Origin of the sequence: Pseudoalteromonas rubra (genome assembly GCF_000238295.3) — a bacterium.
Taxonomy (GTDB): domain Bacteria; phylum Pseudomonadota; class Gammaproteobacteria; order Enterobacterales; family Alteromonadaceae; genus Pseudoalteromonas; species Pseudoalteromonas rubra.
Genome location: NZ_AHCD03000044.1, coordinates 262656 through 281256, shown reverse-complemented (window position 1 = coordinate 281256; position 18601 = coordinate 262656). Strand labels below are relative to the sequence as shown.

Annotated in this window: 15 protein-coding genes; 2 read left to right on the top strand and 13 right to left on the bottom strand. The window is 49.4% G+C overall.

Annotated elements, in window-relative coordinates; translation table 11 throughout:
* The first annotated feature begins 25 nt into the window (after nucleotides 1–25).
* Nucleotides 26–349, top strand: a complete 324-nt coding sequence (locus tag PRUB_RS22455) for a hypothetical protein (RefSeq protein WP_021032873.1) — start codon at nucleotides 26–28, stop codon at nucleotides 347–349.
* Nucleotides 350–398: 49 nt separating this feature from the next.
* Here the strand turns inward: PRUB_RS22455 and PRUB_RS22450 are convergent, their stop codons facing one another.
* The gene (locus PRUB_RS22450) at nucleotides 399–899 is read right to left on the bottom strand and encodes a zf-TFIIB domain-containing protein (protein WP_010384231.1); all 501 of its coding nucleotides are present in this window, start codon (nucleotides 897–899) and stop codon (nucleotides 399–401) included.
* 96 nt (nucleotides 900–995) lie between these two features.
* A complete protein-coding gene (locus PRUB_RS22445; protein ID WP_010384232.1) occupies nucleotides 996–2075 on the bottom strand; it encodes an EAL domain-containing protein in 1080 nt (359 codons plus the stop codon).
* Between the two features lie 238 nt (nucleotides 2076–2313).
* Here PRUB_RS22445 and PRUB_RS22440 point away from each other — a divergent pair, with 238 nt between their 5' ends.
* Nucleotides 2314–2907 carry a cytochrome b gene (locus PRUB_RS22440; RefSeq protein ID WP_010384235.1) on the top strand — a complete coding sequence of 198 codons (594 nt, stop codon included), beginning with the start codon at nucleotides 2314–2316 and terminating at the stop codon, nucleotides 2905–2907.
* A gap of 150 nt (nucleotides 2908–3057) precedes the next feature.
* On the opposite strand, the gene PRUB_RS22435 is transcribed toward PRUB_RS22440, so the two are convergent.
* From PRUB_RS22435 to PRUB_RS22385, 11 genes are all read right to left on the bottom strand, one after another.
* Nucleotides 3058–4413 (bottom strand): trypsin-like serine protease, encoded by a 1356-nt coding sequence (locus tag PRUB_RS22435; protein ID WP_010384236.1) that lies wholly within the window; start codon nucleotides 4411–4413, stop codon nucleotides 3058–3060.
* A 3599-nt stretch (nucleotides 4414–8012) separates the two neighbouring features.
* On the bottom strand, nucleotides 8013–8360 hold the full coding sequence (locus tag PRUB_RS22430; RefSeq protein WP_010384239.1) for a hypothetical protein: 348 nt from the start codon (nucleotides 8358–8360) through the stop codon (nucleotides 8013–8015).
* Between the two features lie 138 nt (nucleotides 8361–8498).
* Complete coding sequence (locus PRUB_RS22425) at nucleotides 8499–9827, bottom strand: sensor histidine kinase (protein ID WP_010384240.1); 1329 nt, start codon at nucleotides 9825–9827, stop codon at nucleotides 8499–8501.
* Nucleotides 9828–9829: 2 nt separating this feature from the next.
* Complete coding sequence (locus PRUB_RS22420) at nucleotides 9830–11212, bottom strand: sigma-54-dependent transcriptional regulator (RefSeq protein ID WP_010384241.1); 1383 nt, start codon at nucleotides 11210–11212, stop codon at nucleotides 9830–9832.
* 33 nt (nucleotides 11213–11245) lie between these two features.
* Nucleotides 11246–13672 carry an ABC transporter permease gene (locus PRUB_RS22415; RefSeq protein ID WP_242065346.1) on the bottom strand — a complete coding sequence of 809 codons (2427 nt, stop codon included), beginning with the start codon at nucleotides 13670–13672 and terminating at the stop codon, nucleotides 11246–11248.
* Complete coding sequence (locus PRUB_RS22410) at nucleotides 13669–14406, bottom strand: ABC transporter ATP-binding protein (RefSeq protein ID WP_010384243.1); 738 nt, start codon at nucleotides 14404–14406, stop codon at nucleotides 13669–13671. Before PRUB_RS22410 ends, PRUB_RS22415 begins: the two co-directional genes overlap by 4 nt.
* A gap of 96 nt (nucleotides 14407–14502) precedes the next feature.
* Nucleotides 14503–15759, bottom strand: a complete 1257-nt coding sequence (locus PRUB_RS22405; RefSeq protein WP_010384244.1) for an efflux RND transporter periplasmic adaptor subunit — start codon at nucleotides 15757–15759, stop codon at nucleotides 14503–14505.
* Between the two features lie 798 nt (nucleotides 15760–16557).
* The gene (locus tag PRUB_RS22400) at nucleotides 16558–16926 is read right to left on the bottom strand and encodes a hypothetical protein (RefSeq protein ID WP_010384247.1); all 369 of its coding nucleotides are present in this window, start codon (nucleotides 16924–16926) and stop codon (nucleotides 16558–16560) included.
* A 137-nt stretch (nucleotides 16927–17063) separates the two neighbouring features.
* On the bottom strand, nucleotides 17064–17483 hold the full coding sequence (locus PRUB_RS22395) for a hypothetical protein (RefSeq protein ID WP_010384248.1): 420 nt from the start codon (nucleotides 17481–17483) through the stop codon (nucleotides 17064–17066).
* Between the two features lie 136 nt (nucleotides 17484–17619).
* The gene (locus tag PRUB_RS22390; protein WP_198452412.1) at nucleotides 17620–17898 is read right to left on the bottom strand and encodes a hypothetical protein; all 279 of its coding nucleotides are present in this window, start codon (nucleotides 17896–17898) and stop codon (nucleotides 17620–17622) included.
* A gap of 122 nt (nucleotides 17899–18020) precedes the next feature.
* Nucleotides 18021–18338, bottom strand: a complete 318-nt coding sequence (locus PRUB_RS22385; RefSeq protein WP_010384250.1) for a hypothetical protein — start codon at nucleotides 18336–18338, stop codon at nucleotides 18021–18023.
* Nucleotides 18339–18601 lie beyond the last annotated feature (263 nt).

Sequence of the window (18601 nt, the reverse complement as noted above, 5' to 3'; positions counted from 1 at the left end):
CACAAAAACAACGTCAGCCCGAGTGATGAATGTAATATCTGCGCATTATTCGTTTACTCGATACTGGGCATACCTCTTTAGTGTGTCTGCGCTGAGCTACTTCAGCCACCCTTTAGAGCAATTTTTCAGCTTTGTAACGCTTAATCTTATACTCGGATTGTTCAACCTGACCCAGATGAACAACTACCAACTGGGGTTTCCTATGTATATTGGTCCATCCGAACACCCCCTGCCAAATAAACCGGAGTTTCAGCCATTACGTCAAACATGGTATGCCGGTTACACGGTGTTTTTTTGGCTCGGTATTGTTATTCAGCTAACCGTGATCCTGGTTCATTCACTGAGATAACACTACCGACTTTTGTGCAAAACGACAGGGCGGGCGCACCACTTGCTCATTAATCACTGATCACGTCTGCGGCAATGGCAAACACTTTTTCAAGATTGCTGCGTCCATCCTGCTCAGACAATTTATAACGCTTTGGGCTGTCAACGTGAAAGGTCTGGTGCGCTTCAAGCATTTTGACCCTTAGCATCTCACGCTCTTTTGCACTCAGGTGATTCTCATGCAATGTATCCAGCTCACCAGTATCAAGCCAGATGCCACCACAGCCTGGGCACTCATCAATTTCAACCACACGTAACGGACTAAAATAACGACGCATCATGACGATATCAGGGCATTTCGGGCACTTGATCCGGGCGCTTTCATCGCCAAGCGGAGCGGAAAACTGGCGCAGGTGTTTTGCCAGCACCTCTGAGCGCAATGCAGAGGGGTTAGTGAAATTAGACAGCACCTGGTTGTCAAAAAAGACACCACCACTGTGCTCGGATATATACACTTTAATACCACCCACTTTCACTGGCTTAAGTGGGTGTGACGTTCTTGGGCACTGCATGTTACTACTCCAATCATCTGCACCGGTTTAATAATCGCAGTATACTGATTGCGCTCAAGATTGAAAGCCATCTTGTCGAAGCACAGATTTAGCTGGTTACAGCCCGGCTTCCCTTGGCTTATCAAACAAATATCCCTGTGCAAAATCAACCCCCAGCTCCCGGGCGATAGCTAGCTGCTGCTGCGTTTCTATGCCTTCGGCCAGCACCTTACCACCATATAGATGCACCGTATCAACCACTTGCCTTATCTCATCGATGATCTCAGCGCCATAATCCAGGCGACTGATAATGGTGATACACAGCTTCACCACATCGGGTTTCACTGCATTGATCAAAGTCAGCTCAAAGAATCCGCAACCAACATCGTCGAGCCAGAAGGTGTAACCTAGCTGGCGCAATTCGGCCATCTTTGCTTTGATGGGGGCCCAGTCATCGACTGGCAGATGTTCAGTCAACTCAATACAGAGCAAGTGCGCATAAGGATAATCGAGCAATGCGCCCGACACGTCCGCGTCAAATAGTAAAGCGGGTGAGAGATTAACCGTTAACCTTACCGTGCTTTGTCGCTCGCATTGACCCTGATGCGTTGCTAAGTGGGTAGTCAGTGCCAGCTTTTCCATATCAAACTGTCGCCCCTGCGCCATGGCAGCACCAAAGAGCTTGTCGGCACGGTGCAAGGGTGACGCCTTCGGACCTCGGATCAAGGCTTCGTATCCAAATATGCCGTTGCTTTGCACCAGCTGAATTGACTGCCAGTAAGGCAGCAAGTTTTTGTTGGCAAACACCCGCAACAAGTCTTCTTTGCTATCCGGGTAAAGCTCGTTCAGAGCACAGGCCGCACCAGCCCGAATAGTTTGTTCCTGTGAGGTTTGCTCTGTCACCTGCGCTGAGCTCACCTGGATCTCGGCTTCATGTACCAGCTGACAATCCAGCTCGTGCAGCAGGTGCTGCGCCACAAGTTGACTCAGTGCTCTTTCCGCCTGCGCGGGAGAATCAAACTGTTCGGTTTCGAACCACAGCTCACCCAGCTCGAATATGTCCTGCTTCAACCCGGGTTGGCCATTTTGCGACAGTAACACCACTAACGCACGCCATACTTTATGTGCTGTAGGCTGGCCAATACGCTCGACAATATCGGACCACCCCGACAGAGAGACTAAGGTTAAAGTAAGCAAAGGACCTCCGGCTGATTCACACTGTATTCGCTTGCAGTATAGCAGGGCAAATCAAAACCAGCCTCACGTGCGGTAACCAGCACACCTCACATCCTATTAAATAAAGGTGATGTAAATCAGAGTATTAACATCAGTGTTCTCCAAAACAGAATACTTTATCCGGATCTTTGCGGCATTCATTCACATCACGAGCTGTTACCATCCTGGGAAGTAACCAATCATTATCCGGAGCAACCCCGTGAGCATCACAAATACCCCACGAGATTATGGCACCATTGCAAAATGGCTACACTGGGGCACAGCCCTGTTATTTCTTGCGGCTTATGTCAGCGTTTATTATCGTCAGTGGTTTACTGAAGCCAAAACCCCGGAAAACTGGACCGCATTGCAGCTCCATTTGTCATTCGGTGTTTCAATTGCGGTGATTGTCGCACTCAGACTCATCTGGCGATGGCTAAATACCGCACCCACAGCGGAACCTGGCACCCGCATCGAGCATCTGGCCGCCCATCTTGGTCACTACGCTTTGTATGCCGTGATGATCATTGCACCATTAACCGGCTATATTGGCACGGGCGTGGACACCGAGTTTTTCTTTTTGTTTGATATTCCTAAATTTGAAAGCACAGCGCTGTTTAGCACGCTCGTCGAGCAGGGGCTGGGACTGTCATTCGCCGAGTTTGAAAAACCCATCGACTTTATTCACAAGGAGATTCTCGGCGCCTGGCTTGTCTGGCTGCTGATCCTGGGTCATGCCGCTGCAGCCTTGTACCATCACTTGGTTAAACGCGACCGGACGTTGCTGAAAATGACCCGCGGTGGCGAGCGCTAGCCGTCAGTCAGGTAACACGTTGATCCCTTTATTTTTGCATTAAAAAAGCAGCCGAAGCTGCTTTTTTATACCAATTTGCTTAGTTAAGTGGGCTATTTTGAGGCGAGAAAATAGACCAAGTATTAGGTCAAATTGATATTACTTAATTGCTTAGCGTGTACAACTTGTGTCCTGACCAAGCAATCTCCATACGCCCCAGGTGCCCGATTCACTTGGCACATCGCCACGTGTCCACCAACGTGCTTCATACTTAAAGCCCTGATAAGTCACCTGATCTGGCTTATTGTAAACCTTGCTCGCATCCCAGTTGCCAGGACAGTTCGTATCACCACCAGATGTGACCGTCGCCGTGGCTTTGGCGCTGTAGTTCACCTGGCTTTCTTCCAGGGTAAAGTTGACAGCAACACCGGCTGAGCCACTGCCGCTGGCACCAAATTCAACCCCCACCTGACAGCTCTGATTTGCAGCAAGCGTGCTCGCGCTACATGTATCAACCGGCTTAACCAGACCAGAAGTGACACCGCTGGCGGTTACATTTAAGGTCTTAAAGCTGAATGGCGTATTGCCTGAGTTGGTGATGGTGAAAGTATGTGCTTTGGTTTCGCCAACCTTGAAACCCGTCAGCGTATCGTTTGCTTTGAACGACACAGAAACCGGCTCTGCACCGCCTTTTACGCTGTCGATCCAGCTGCGCAGTGCCGCCACATCTGAGTACACACCATATTTTGCAGGACGTGCACAGCCAATCCCCCAGCTGACGATCCCCAGCTGTACCACCTGGCCGCCGGAGTTTGCTACGATTGGGCCACCGCTGTCACCGCTACAAGAGTCTTTCTGACCCTCAGGGTAGCCGGCACAGAACGCCACGCTGCCCACATTCTGATACGAGCCGCCAGACTGACGACATACCTGATCAGAGACCAGTGGCACGTCTACCTCATACAGGTTAGTAGGACGACTGCCGCCTTCGCTCAAACGGCCAAGACCAGCAACAGAAATTAAATCACCAACGCGTACATATTGCTCAACATTACCCTGCGCCAGCGTAACGCTAGACCCCTGAGTTGGAGTACGAACCAGCTTAAGCAGTGCAATATCGTGGTTTAACGTGCTGCTGTTATACTGTGGATGAACGTATTTTTCGGCCACAGCAATGCGGTCACCATCATTGCCACCAAGGATAAAGCCCGCCACTTTAACATTGAGGCCGCTTGCCGATCTGCCACTCACACAGTGTGCTGCAGTCAGTACATAACCATCACCGACATAGCTACCACCACAAAATGCCGTGGTGCCATTCGAGCTTAAAATTTGTGTATAGAATGGCCAGTCTGCAGTATTGGCTGGATTACCACCAACAATTTCAGGCTCATAATATTCAGTACTTATACTATCAAGTAAGTGCTCACCGACATTAGCCGGCTGGGCAATCGCTGCGGCACTCAGACCCAGTCCCAGCGAGACAGACAACGCTGTCATTGAAAGTGTTTTTTTAACCTTTAACATGTGTATACCTTTGTGTTTCCTTTATTGGGAACCAAAAAATATAAACACTAATTTTACAGTTGTAAATAAAAACAACATAAAACTGATCATTTTTTATCACCTTTCAGCGTCTGAAGTGCGGGGCGAAGCAAGACCGACGATCAATTATCGTCGCAGTTTGCTGAGGTGAGGCCATGGATGACCGATGGGCACAACTACACGGATGTATTTCAGCTCGGTACTTATTGTGACTTCGTTCAATCCTCTCTCGTGCGGAGAGCTCAGCTCAATTCCGCGAGGCTATAAATCATTTTTAAGAGTCTCAATCCCCTCTTGTGCGGGGAACACAGCCTGGCTCTTGCCGACCAGTTCGATTGTTGGATTGTCTCAATCCCCTCTCGTGCAGGGAACGCAGCTTTAGAGTTTTTAAGTGTAGCCTTTCGTCATGTGTCTCAATCCCCTCTCGTGCGGGGAAAGCAGCAGACCTTTGAGGAAATAAGCATCAGATTGTCAGTCTCAATCCCCTCTCGTGCGGGGAAAGCAGCTGTGAAGGTGAGGGCCTGCCGGAGCCCATCAACGTGTCTCAATCCCCTCTCACGCGGGGAACGCAGCCTGGATTGATGAAGGCGCTGATTCGCCAGAATCTGTCTCAATCCCCTCTCACGCGGGGAACGCAGCCCGCTGGAGTTTAGTCCGGTAGACGACAGAGCCATGTCTCAATCCCCTCTCAAGCGGGGAACGTAGCCACTGATACCGCCGAATTTGATATTCGAACAGCCAGTCTCAATCCCCTCTCGTGCGGGGAACGCTGCAAAGAAAAATTACTCCAGTTAAAGCAAAGGTATGGTCTCAATCCCCTCTCGTGCGGGGAACGCTGCCTGAAGGCGGTCTCGTTTACGGTGAAACCCGCCATCTCAATCCCCTCTCGTGCGGGGAACGCTGCTTGCCTGAGAGCTTTTTTGATGAGCTGAGCTGTGGTCTCAATCCCCTCTCGTGCGGGGAACGCTGCTTCCACCCCATGAGCAACCGCTACTTCCAGCTGGTGTCTCAATCCCCTCTCGTGCGGGGAACGCTGCTAGCTGGCCGTTAACGCCTGAGCATCAACGGCAGGTCTCAATCCCCTCTCGTGCGGAGAACGCTGCGTATCGGTCCAACGGGCCGGTGAGCTGGTATTAGTCTCAATCCCCTCTCGTGCGGGGAACGCTGCTTCACTGCTCATCTTCCCACTGAGTCAGATAGTAGTCTCAATCCCCTCTCGTGCGGGGAACGCTGCCAAGCTGGTACAGAGATTAGCTGCGCCAGCAATGTCTCAATCCCCTCTCGTGCGGGGAACGCTGCAGCCTAAGCTGAAGCCAGCATAGCACAAGGCCAAAAACAGGCTTTTGCGCTAACCTCTGACTTTTTTGTTCAAAGCCGACTTACACTATGAGCTTAAACTACACAACATTCTAATAAACATCAACTTACAGAAGCGCTAACCTCCCCGGGTTTTTATGAGCACCAGGGGTTAGCGCAAAAAGCATGTAGCATCAGCGGGGAATGCAGCATAGTGCCAGATTGCATAACGGCCCTGAGCGGTGTCTCAATCCCCTCTCGTGCGGGGCGAAGCAAGACCGACGATCAATTATCGTCGCAGCTTGCACAGGTGAGGTCATGGATGACCGATGGGCGAAGCAAGACCGACGATTAATTATCGTCGCAGCTTGCTGAGGTGAGATCATGGATGACCGATGGGCACGGCTACACGGATGTATTTCAGCTCGGTACTTATTGTAACTTCGTTCAATCCTCTCTCAGGCGGAGAGCACAGCTCAATTCCGCGAGGCTATAAATCATTTTTAAGAGTCTCAATCCCCTTTCGTGCGGGGAACGCTGCGCGGGAGTTGGTGTTTGCCAATATCCCAAATCTGTCTCAATCCCCTCTCTTGCGGGGAACGCAGCCAGATCCAGATTACGACTATTTGCTTATTAGCGGTGTCTCAATCCCCTCTCATGCGGGGAACACAACAACATGCACGAATACTCATTACCAGGTCGCATTGTTTCAATCCCCTCTCACGCGGGGAACGTAATTGCTAATTTCAATAATGTGCTGTGAATTCATCCATGAAGCGCCAAGTGGTGCGTTCGCCAGAATCGGCGTCCATTGCCTGTTTTGTTGATTTACTGTCCTTGCAAATCACCAAAACCGGCTTTCGGCTTCCTGCCTACAGTGTTCAAAGTCATTTAAGCGTTGCTTAAACAGCATGACTTTTCACCGTTCACGCCTGAAAAAGCAGTGCTTTTTCCGGGCGGCGCTCACCCTCTCGTGCGGGGCGAAGCAAGACCGACGATTAATTATCGTCGCAGCTTGCTGAGGTGAGGTCATGGATGACCGATGGGCATAGCTACACGGATGTATTTCAGCTCGGTACTTATTGTGACTTTGATTATTCTCCTCTCGGGCGGAGAACACAACTTCGATTTTGATTTTACGCCGGTATACTTCGCTGAGTCTCAAAACACAACAAAGAAATCACCGCGTTAGATTTAGAGGTAAAGGGTCTCAATCCCCTCTCGTGCGGGGAACGCAGCCTATGGGCTGACTATAACGACGCAAAAGAGCAGTCGTCTCAATCCCCTCTCATGCGGGGAACGCAGCGTGGCAAAGGCGTTCCATGCGGGTACTGATTTTTTGTCTCAATCCCCTCTCGTGCGGGGAACGCAGCCACATACTTTGGTGATGTGAATTTGCTGGATGCAGTCTCAACCCCCTCTCACGCGGGGAACGCAGCCAAGATCAAAGCCGCGCAGAGCCGGGCCGGAATGTCTCAACCCCCTCTCGTGCGGGGAACGCAGCATCTGATGAAGATTTAGTTGCTGTTTCGTCAGATGTCTCAATCCCCTCTCGTATGGGGAACGCAGCCAAGTACCATCACCGTGGGCATCATGCTCGATAGTCTCAATCCCCTCTCGTGCGGGGCGAAGCAAGGCCGACGATTAATTATCGTCGCAGCTTGCTGAGGTGAGGTCATGGATGACCGATGGGCACAGCTACACGGATGTATTTCAGCTCGGTACTTATTGTGGCTTCGTTAAACCCCCTCTCGTACGGGGAACGCAGCTACCGACGATGACTACCACTTGGCAATGTACGGAAGTCTCAACCCCCTCTCACATGGAGAACGCAGCACCCAAATGTAATTAATATGGAGGCGGCAGTAAAGTCTCAATCCCCTCTCGTGCGGGGAAAGCAGCAGCCTAAGCTGGGGCCAGCATAACACAAGGCCAAAAACCAACTTTTGCGCTAACCTCTGACTTTTTTGTTTAAAACCGACTTACGCTATGAGCTTAAACTACACAACATTCTAATAAACATCAACTTACAGAAGCGCTAACCTCCCCGGGTTTTTATGAGCACCAGGGGTTAGCGCAAAAAGCATGATTGGTTGGGGGAATTAGCCTCAAGCATACAATGACAAAACATAGTACGCAGGTTCAGACATGTAAAGTGAAAGCTCTGGAACCAATCACTGGTGGCAAAAATGACATTAAACAGAAGGGGCAGTGCAATATATCGGGGCATCACAGTGACGCCCCAGAAACTGCCTGGTTTTTTACGCAGGCAAACACAAAGCGGCTTAGTATTTTGCGCTGATGCCGATCAAGGCGTTTTCTGACTCACCATCATAACAACGGGTATTGCCGCCATCGCGATTCTCAATAACCAGGTTGTAGACTGTGCGTGAGTCCTGGCCTGCTTCAATGGCTTTCAATACCGGGCCAAGCAGGTAAGTGTGCGTACTATAGATGATTACCGGCTCCATCTGATTACCAGTGCGCTCACTGTTGTATCTGACTTCAAAATTACCATTGTGAGAAGCAACGCTGGTCACAACTCCTGAGCAGGTAAAGATGGTTGCTTGTGCAGCAAATGCGCTGCCTGCCATACATACGCCAATAGCGACGCGTAATAAATGTGTTCTCATTATTCTTCCTTAAGTTGATTAGTGCCAATACTGGCAACACACAGACTAAGCCCGCAGAGTGAATAAAAAGACACCAAAAAGTTAATTTTTTATTTCAGCTGAAGTGATAACTAAAAGCAATCGCCAATTTACCTGCTGTCAGCCTTCGTAATGCGGAAACAGCAAGCGTACCCGCGCGCCCTGGCCGTCCGGGTTATTGTCGAGCTTAATGCTGCCGCCATGTGCAAACATGATCTGCCGACACAGAGCCAGACCAATCCCGCTGCCCTGTGCTTTGGTTGTGTAAAAGGGCACAAAAACATTGTCCGGGTTTGCGATCCCACCACCATTATCCACCATGGTCAGAACCAGCTGGCCCAGTGAAGTAGTAGAAGACAAAGTGATTTCGACCTGCTGGCCGGGCGTGACGGCTTCCTGCGCGTTCTTGGTGAGGTTGAGTAATACCTGTTCAAACTGCTGTTGATCAACCAGCACCGAGGCAGACTGATCCAACTCAAATTGCCAGTGTATATCTGGGTAAAGGGTTGTGAGTGTGCTGATCACCCGGTCCAGTTTTACCGGAACTTTATTGGGTTGAGGTAAGTGCGTCAGACGAGTATAGCCTTCTAAAAAAGCCCTCAAAGAGCTGGCGCGTTCACTGATAATGCCTATGCCCTGGCACAAACTGTCGGCAGATGGCTGTTTGTCTGGCTGTGATAAACGCTTGCTGAGCTGCTGCGCTATGGTGCTGATGGGGGTCAGGGTGTTGTTTACTTCATGACTCAGTACCCGCAACAGACCCTGCCAGGCCGTGCGTTCTTTTTCCATCAGCAAGCGCTCAGCATTACTGATAATTAAAAACTGATGTGCTTTGCCTTCACTGATAAAGCGCTCTCGTAATACCAGATATTCACCGCTGATCTGGCCGTCGTCCAGCATCACTATTTTACCTTCACAAGCCATCAGTTGGCGACCTACAGCGCTGCTGGCAAGTGCGAGTGGCTGCTCTGTGCTGGGAGTGCCAGTAAGCAACACAGTCTGGGCAGGCTGATTGGCCATAATGACCCGCGCTTGTTCATCCAGCACCAGTACCATGGCATCCATCTGATTAATGAACTTATTTAGCATCAGGCGCGATTCCACCGCCTGAGTTTTATGATGGCTGAGGCTGTCTGCCAGCAGATTAACCTGACTGAGTAGATCAGACATGGCTTTATCGCCGCTCACCCGTCCCCGCATCGAATAATCCCCCACTGTCATGGCTTCAATCAGGTTCGTTAAGGTATGCAGCTGATGCGCCACCATGGCCTTGCTCGCCACCACCAGACAGATCAGCAATAAGGCAAACACAGTCGCAATAAACACCACCAAATAGCCATTCCAGTTGGCCATATACAAGCCTGTCACCATCAACAGATAACAAGGCAGACATACCGCGATGATCAGGCGCTGCAAGTGCGTTAAGGCAAAACCAGAGACCTTGCGCATTGCTATTCGGCCATCCCAAACTTGGCCAGCCTGCGATAATAACCGCTGCGACTCAGCCCTAAAGAACGGGCTGTTTCACTGGCATTGCCCTGGTGATGGCGCAGTCTCTGACGCAGCACGGCTTGTTCGATTTCATCCAGCGTCAGGCTAGGGTCATCCACATTAGCCTCCGCAGGCTCCCCGGTTGTGATAGCCAGATCGTCCGGGATGATCTGAGCCGTACGACACACAAACAGCGCCCGCTCCAGGACATGACGCAACTCGCGAATATTACCAGGCCAGTCATACTGACAAAGCGCAGTGAGGGCTTGCTCACTCAGTTGCGGCACAGGTTTGTTGTACTTTGCTGCAAACTGTGTCAAAAAGTGCTCGCTCAGCGGACCGATGTCGGCCACTCTTTCTCTGAGCGAAGGTACTCTGAGTTCCACCGTATTCAGCCGATAGTAAAGATCCTGACGAAAGCCACCAGATTGGATCTGCGCTGGCAAATCACCATTGGTGGCCGAGATAACCCGGACATCAGCAACCTGTGACTGACTGCTACCAACCGCCTCAAACCTGCGCTCTTCCAGCACGCTGAGTAACTTAGCCTGCTGAGACAACGGTATATTGGCAATCTCATCCAAAAACAAGGTGCCATGACGCGCCATTTCAAAACGACCCGCTCTGGCGGCTTTGGCATCGGTAAAGGCCCCTTTGACATGGCCAAACATCTCACTCTCGAACAGGCTTTCTACTATCGCCCCCATGTTGGCCGTGACAAACGCCTGCTCAGAACGCGCCGAACAACGGTGTACATAAGCCGCCAGCATGCTTTTACCGGTGCCGTTGTCGCCAGTCAGCAAGATGCTCATATCACTTTGAGCCAGTTGTTCAAGCTGAGTCAGCAACTGTTGCATCGGCTGTGAACAGGCCACAATCTCGCTGCGCTCCTGAGGATATGCGGCTTGCTGTAGCAATTGGTTTTGCTGCTTCAGCCGCTCATTTAACCCCTGTGATTGTGCAAGCGTGATATGGGTTTGCAAGGTGTGCAGCAAACGCTCGTTGTCCCAGGGTTTTTGCACAAAATCCTGAGCACCACTGCGCATCGCATCTACCGCCAGTTCAATGGTCGCCCAGCCGGTCATCATCACTATCGGCAGACGGCTGTCGAGCTGTCTGAGTTCAGCTATCAGGGCAAGTCCTTCTTGTCCTGAGGTGGTGTCTTTACCAAAGTTCATGTCCAGCAAAGCGCAGTCAAACGACTGCACTTTGACTTTTTCCAGCGCGGCCTGGGCCGTGGTAACACAACTCACCTCGTAGCCTTCGTCCTGCAACAAAAAAGACAGACCTGCAATGACGTTCATATCGTCATCGGCGACCAGAATATGTTGTTTTGTGCTCATGCCAGTTCTTATACTTCCTTCACTTTTATGGGGTTATTCATAACGCAGCGCTGCGATCGGTTCAAGCTTAATCGCCCGCTTGATAGGCATATACACCGCTAGCAATACCACAGCACTCAGCGCAGCACTCACCGCCGCAGCCAAAGCATAATAAGCACCAACGGGGAATAAGCCCTCGGTAAACTTCTGAAAACCCATCGCTAATAAAGCAAACAACAGCAATGCCAGCCCAAGGCCAATTACCAGCTGAACCGCCCCCTGGCGCATAAATAACCCCACAATAACACCATCACGTGCGCCCACGGCACGACGAATGCCAATTTCATGCGTGCGTTGTGCCACGGCATTGGCTGTCAGGCCATAAATACCAATCACTGCGAGCACCAGTGCAAAGCCGCCGGTTGCAAAGGTTAATTGAGAAATAAACTTCATCGACTCGCGCATTTTATCGCGGTTTTTAATGGCTGGCATCACCGTTTGCGTGACCTCCAGGTTAGGCGCAATTTTGTACACCGCCTGATAGAAAATTTCATCGGCATTGAGTGTACCCGGCAAAATGCGATACGACAGCTTTTGCAGAGTTTGCACAAACTGACTGCCACTGATGTAAATTTCATCGGCTGAGTCCAGCTTGCCAAACAGAGATTTCGGGTTCATCAGGTTCGAGACCACCCCCACCACAAACACTTGCTGCTTTTTGCCCTCCAGCTCCATGGTAAAGTGCTGCTCCAGCGCCGATTCTCCCGGCCAGTAGCGTTGTGCCATAGAGTCACTGATGATCACCACCCTGCGCTTGTCCATGGTGTCGCCCAGGTTGAATAAACGCCCTTCGAGTAGCTTAACCCCGGTGGCCTGGAAATCCCCCAACATGGAAATCGTGTCAATTTCAGTGCCCATTTGCTCATCCCCATAGGCCTTATCGGCAAAAAAGACGTTGCGTGGGCCTAACCACTGTGCCACCGATACATGTGTGACTGCGTTGTGATTTTGCACCTCATTCATCAGTGCATAAGTCAGGTTAAGACGCTGTTGTGGGCTGGGATAATCATGTTCCGAGGTACTGTAACGCGTGCTCATCACATTCTGATAATCATCGCCCAGGTCAAGATTGACAAATTTATTGGCGATCAGCGCCGATATAGAGCCTATCAACATTAACAACGCGACTAAAAAGACCTGAGTGGTTACCAAAACACGAGATAAGCGACCGGCTTTGCGACTTTGTGCTCCTCGGGTGCCGTCTCTGAGCGTGGCATTGATATCCTGACGCGTACTGCGCCAGGCAGGCAAAAAGACCGCCAGCAACACAGTACTCAGCATATAGGCCAGCGCCATCAACAAGGTTGCCCCGTCAAGCCCATATTGCCACCAAAACAGGCCGGCACCAGGCAACCAGGAACGCAGCGCCACGTTAACATAATCCAGTACAGCACCAACCAGGCAAACACTCAAAAATGTCCCCAACAGGGTGATTAACACGCCCTCCCACATGAGCTGGCTGATCAGGCGCCCAGAACTTGCCCCCAGCGCGTTGCGAATAGCCGTCTCTTTTTGTTTTTCAAGAATTCTGGCCAGCAACAGATTGCCCACATTGATACAGGCCAGCAGTAGCACTACCCAGGAAACCGCACTCAGAAAGAAAAACACCGTGGCGCCCTCTCCGCCGGTTTGCGCCATCTGAAAGGTGAGGATGCGCGCCTGTTTTTGTACCGGCTCCATGCCATAACTCTGCTGATTTTGCAGTTGCAGGGTACGCAGTATTTGCGTCATTTCGCGCTCAGCTGCGGCTATTTCAACTCCTTCTTTGAGGCGAATATACGCATTAAACTGCTCGCTCACCGGGGCTTGCGCGTCGATTACCTTGTCGGGCAGAGGTAACCAGATACGCGCAATATGTGGAAAACGATACCCCTTCGGCATAATCCCCACCACTTCGGTCTGTACACCATTGAGCTCAATAGCCTGACCCAGCATTTGCGGGTCGCGGTTAAACTCATCCTCCCAGACCTCTTCGCTGATCACCGCAACAGCAGGGGCGCCTGGCAGGCTGTCCTGAGCATTGAGCGTACGCCCTGTCAGTGGTTTTATACGGCTGAATTCAAAAAAGCCTCCCTGTACCGCAGCACCAAAAAAATTGCGGCCAGCTTCGCCTTTACTCATCCGCACATCCTGATCGCGAAAGATCCCCAGTTCAGAGAAGGCCTGTGCACCTTGTATCAGGGCCTGAAACTCGTTGGCAGTGGGCGTATCGAATTCGCCATCGTTATAAACCACCAGGCGTTTTGCTGACTCGCCATCTGGCAAAGGCAGCGCTTTGTAGATAGTGGTATACAAGAATGAAAACGTAAACAGGGCTATCGACAGGCCACCAAGCAGTACCCCCAGCGTCATCACGGTAAATTTGGGCGACTTATAAAGCTGACGCAATGCGTATTTTAGGTCCAGCAACATGGCCATCATAACGCCTCCAGATCCAACGCGTTGTGCGCCACTGGCTGCGAAGTCTGTGTATTACGGGTGTCTCCTACCAGGCGGCCATCGAACATTTCCAGGCTGCGCTGCGCACGCAATGCCGATGCAGGGTCATGGGTCACCATGCAAATGGTTGCGCCTTCGCTATGCAACTTATCGAACAACGACAACACCGCCGTGGCGTTTTTAGAATCCAGATTACCTGTGGGCTCGTCGGCCAGAATAATAGCAGGGTCATTCACTAATGCCCTGGCAACGGCAACACGTTGCTGCTGACCACCGGATAGCTGGGATGGAAAATGCGCAGTACGATGGCTCATTTCGACTTTCTCAAGCACTTCCTGCGCCTTGGCCTGCATTTCTTTACGGCTGATCCCGGACTGATAGCTTAAAGGCAGCATGACGTTTTCTGCTACGGTGAGGTCAGAAATGAGGTTAAACGACTGAAACACAAAGCCAATTTGCTTACTGCGGATGGCTGCACGCTGATCGCGCGACAGCCCGGATACATCCTGATTGCTCAGTATATAGTGCCCCTGTGTGGGTGAATCCAGCAATCCCAATAAAGACAACAGGGTTGACTTACCACACCCGGATTGCCCGGTCAGGGCCACGTATTCACCCTCTGTGATGCTCAGGTTAATGCCGTGCAATGCCTGAGTTTCTATTTCATCGGTGTAAAAGCTTTTACTGATATTTTCTAATCTTATGAGTGCGCTCATGAATGACTCCATTTCAGAGCCAACAGGGTGCAGCAAACAGCCTCTGTTGGCAAGGTTAAGGCGTAACAGCCTGCTTGTTTCTTAAGTAGAAACGCATTAATTCAGTTTGATTTCGGCATGATCCTGCCAGTCACTGCTGTCGGATATAATCACTTCATCCCCGGCGCTCAGCCCCGAGACGATCTGCACCCGATTAACAGACACCTGACCCAGGGCCACCGCCGTTTTGTGGGCAAAACGTCCAGCCTGATCGAGTTTATAAAGCTGGATCCGGCTGGATTTGGGTGCATAAGTTGGACGGCGGACATACAAAGTATTGCTCAGATGGCTGACCTGAACCTGTGCGTCTACCGTCAGCTCAGGACGGGCATCCGCAGGCAGACTGTCGGGTAACGCAACATCGACCAGTACCATGCCATTTTCCACTGCGGGGTCTATACGTGAGACCGTGCCGGTTATTTCATTGTTTCGGGTATCCAGCGTCACGCTCTGGCCAATCTGAATATCCTGAACCCTGACTTCCGGCACTTGCAGCTCGGCGTATAAATTCTGTTGCGATGCCAGCAATGCGATGCTGCCGCCCAGGCTCACCTGCTCACCCAGCTCCAGCGAAATTTGCTGTACGACACCACTTTTATCTGCACGTACCTGCAAAGCATCAACCTGTTCCTGCATACGCCTGAGATTATTCTCCAGCAGACCAAAGCGGGCTGTTTGTGCGGCTTTGGTAGCTTCAATTTCAGCGCGCATTTTGAGCGCCTTTTGCTTCGCAGCCTGCCACTTTTGTTGCTCACGCTTTACCGCCAGCTGGCTTTTTTGATAATCCAGTTGAGACACAGTGGCATTGCCTTGCTCAATCAACAGGGTTTCGGCGTCGAGTTTTAGCTTTTCTGCCTGATAACCCAGATCTGCCGAAACCACCTGATTGTCGAGTTCTACCAATTGAGACTCCAGCGAAACTATGGTGGCGTTATTTTCAGCTTTAGCGGCTTCTTGCTCCCAGCGAGCCTGCTCAAGTTCTCGTTGCAACTGCGGATTAGATAACTTGAGTAGCAATTGCCCGACTTCGACCTCAGCACCCGCTTTAACTAGCACCTGCTCTACCCGACCGGATACCTGCGCTGCCACCCAACGGATCTCTGCGGGCTTGAGTACACCGGTAGCCCGCACGTTGACCTGAAAATCGCCCTGCTCCACCTTTGCCGTGACCACGGTTTCCCGATCCACGAAATAAGACGCATCACCGGTGAACTCCTGCATCGCGAAGTAACCCAAGGCCAGCGCGACAACCGGCAGCAAATAACCCAGTTTTTTCCAGCGCACAGGCTGTGTAAGATCTCTTTGTATATCCATCTGCTTTTCCCTTCTGTTATTGGGTCTGGTTTGCAGAAGGTGTTACAAGGGATATGCCAGATTTAAAAACACTGTATGCAGCTGTTTTAATTGATGTTTATTTCTTTCCCTGGAAAATGGATTTTGCAGGTGTATCGGTTTTGAGACAGGTGAAACAGGCCAGTGTGTCGAATTTGACACAGGTGTTTAATTGACGAAGTCGATGGAGGTAGGGGTTATGAAGCCATTGTGTAAAAAGGCCAGGCAAAAACTTCTCGTATTCGGGTGAAAAATCACAGGCACTGGCTTTGCCGTTGAAATAGCATCAATGTGATTCGCGTAGCTTGCCTCTGCATGTGCTAGAACAATACCGCGATTCTGTAACCTTGCACCTGATCCGAACAACCTGGGTTTTATTCAAGCTTGTCACATGATGTACTAAGATTATGATTTATCTGCTTTATTAATCGTGGAAAGCCAGTGTCTGTTTTATAACTTACCGACACACCACCAGGAAATACAGTAACTGAAAAAGCAGAACTATGATAAGTTGCACCTGCAATTTGCGTATTCCAGTCTCTCATCCAACCTCTGGTATTTGAATGGAGCTAATCAACTATTTCACTGTACTCAGGGTCTGCGCCCGTTATGACTTTTCCGCAGTATTGAAACGCGTTAGGAATAAAACCAACTTCAACCTTTTGACCTCGAAAATAAAGTAGATATCCTGTCGTTGCTGCTATCAGCACCAGTACGATCAATCCGGTTACTATTCTCACCAAAATATTCATAGCACAGCTGTAAGCATATTTTTCATTGCTACAGCTCAAAGCTTACTTTTTGAGGCAACATAAATTCCATTGTTAATGCGTAACCTTTTAAACCACACTTGGAAAAGCCATCTCTGGGTAATAGAGGTGTGAATTTTGAGCGTGCGATCATATCCAAAACAACCGATTTTGATACTTCCATTGGTTGAATGTCCGTAATGACGATCTTCTCAATTTTTCCCCTATAGTCTACATCCAGCTCAAATGAAACTTCACCCATCATGAGCCTGCTGGAAAATTCTTTTTGGAATTTGGGAATTGCCTGATGGGAAACCTTCAGCGCTAAGTCTTTATCGCATGGTATACATGCTAATGCGGACAAACTCACGAATGACATCAAAAATAAAATTAACCTCATAGATGACCTCTTGGCATAACCATGTTATCACTGGCAAAATGAGGCTTCCTGACAACCTGTAGCTGGACCAGAACAACCTTAATGCCTATGTGAATTTACTTACTTTACCCAAAAAAACCTTTGTATTTACTGAACCATTAAAACTCTACACCAACGATCAGCTCGATAGGAAACTCTCTGTCTTCCTGGCATACAGCTAAAAAGAGGATGTACTCTTCTTTCTCCCAAATTACAGAATAAAAAGAGCAGGGGACATAAAAGTCCTCGTCGTCTTCCTCCGCGAGATAATCTCCCTCTTCTTCGCTTTCTTCTGCATCATCAAAAACTGCCAAGTCATCGACTATTTTAGGCGTGCCAAACTCAACTTTTAACTCGTTTTCAAACTGACCAAGTAAAACTGAATATTCTCTCATGATCGAAGCTATCAGCTGATCATCATGTTGCTCATCTTCTTCCTTTAAATACCGTGACTTGATAATTGCATAGTCAGCCGTATTGGCTTTTATTAGACCATGAACCAAGTTGGTTATGTCTTCCGGGATATTACACTCTTCCATAAACTATTCCTCTAACCTTCAAGCACAACGCCCACATTAAGTATCCTCCAAAGGTATCAAAAAACTGGGCACTTACTTACAACACCATTCTAAAAATCAACGGTTATTAAGAATTATGACATTAATATTAATTCCATTATTTTGACTCTCGCCAGACTTTAATGGCAGTAGCCAAGTCAAACTCATTTCTGAAACTGGATTTTCTGCGCGAATAAGCCCCGGGGTTAAAAGCGATACTTTTAGCCAACTCTACGATAAACCCACGACCAAAACTCTTGTAAGAAGCGATTTCTGTTTGAGTGAGCTGAATATCAACGTTAAACATCGCGACACCACCGCAAAGAACAGTTAAATACATGTCATTTTGATTCTGAAATAATAACCATGACCAGTTTTCTTCATCTACAACAAACATCTCACCTCTCATGTTCATCACAATTTCACAATCTAACCATAACAACCTGATATTGCGCATGAGCCAAACAAAAATACCATCGGAGGCAAATCACTCCCGATTTTAATGCACTTAACTCATGTCTAGTCCGATATGCCATGCAACATTTCACCTTTATCCAGAGCATAACCTATAGCAGCTAAAAACTTGTGCAATAACTGTCTTTCCCCATCAGACAAGTCACCAATAAGCAGTACACCTAATTCAGTTCTGGCCTGACGCAGCTCGACAATAGAAAACGAGCTATCGCTAAACTGATCACACACCCTTCTCAGAAAGAAGTTATCTGACTTTTTCAGCAAAGCGCATATTAACGGATACTCACTGAAACAAATCGAGGCCACAATGACAGGAGCGTCCTTAACATATTTACTTTTTCCAACAGCCAGATCGTAGGCCATGACTTAGTTTTCCTGTCTTACTGATGAATGAGAAAAAAGGACAACCACCTGAAATCTAATACAGCCACTTTAAGTACTTTTTAGCCCAGTCTTCATCAAAACTTGAAGGTAACATCAATATACGCACTTTTATGTGCAGCAGTGCCAGAAGAACGCAACTATTGTCTAACTGTTCAGTCATTTTTGCGAGGCCAAAGCCAGGAGCTCTGACTTAGCAGGCGCGCAACAGCAACATAATATTTAAACTAGGCCAACTGCCGTGC

Coding starts and splice junctions, on each gene's coding strand:
- PRUB_RS22455 (WP_021032873.1), top strand. CDS start 26: ATGAATGTAATATCTGCGCATTATTCGTTTACTCGATACTGGGCATAC.
- PRUB_RS22450 (WP_010384231.1), bottom strand. CDS start 899: ATGCAGTGCCCAAGAACGTCACACCCACTTAAGCCAGTGAAAGTGGGT.
- PRUB_RS22435 (WP_010384236.1), bottom strand. CDS start 4,413: ATGTTAAAGGTTAAAAAAACACTTTCAATGACAGCGTTGTCTGTCTCG.
- PRUB_RS22430 (WP_010384239.1), bottom strand. CDS start 8,360: ATGAGAACACATTTATTACGCGTCGCTATTGGCGTATGTATGGCAGGC.
- PRUB_RS22425 (WP_010384240.1), bottom strand. CDS start 9,827: ATGCGCAAGGTCTCTGGTTTTGCCTTAACGCACTTGCAGCGCCTGATC.
- PRUB_RS22420 (WP_010384241.1), bottom strand. CDS start 11,212: ATGAGCACAAAACAACATATTCTGGTCGCCGATGACGATATGAACGTC.
- PRUB_RS22415 (WP_242065346.1), bottom strand. CDS start 13,672: ATGATGGCCATGTTGCTGGACCTAAAATACGCATTGCGTCAGCTTTAT.
- PRUB_RS22410 (WP_010384243.1), bottom strand. CDS start 14,406: ATGAGCGCACTCATAAGATTAGAAAATATCAGTAAAAGCTTTTACACC.
- PRUB_RS22405 (WP_010384244.1), bottom strand. CDS start 15,759: ATGGATATACAAAGAGATCTTACACAGCCTGTGCGCTGGAAAAAACTG.
- PRUB_RS22400 (WP_010384247.1), bottom strand. CDS start 16,926: ATGAGGTTAATTTTATTTTTGATGTCATTCGTGAGTTTGTCCGCATTA.
- PRUB_RS22395 (WP_010384248.1), bottom strand. CDS start 17,483: ATGGAAGAGTGTAATATCCCGGAAGACATAACCAACTTGGTTCATGGT.
- PRUB_RS22390 (WP_198452412.1), bottom strand. CDS start 17,898: ATGTTTGTTGTAGATGAAGAAAACTGGTCATGGTTATTATTTCAGAAT.
- PRUB_RS22385 (WP_010384250.1), bottom strand. CDS start 18,338: ATGGCCTACGATCTGGCTGTTGGAAAAAGTAAATATGTTAAGGACGCT.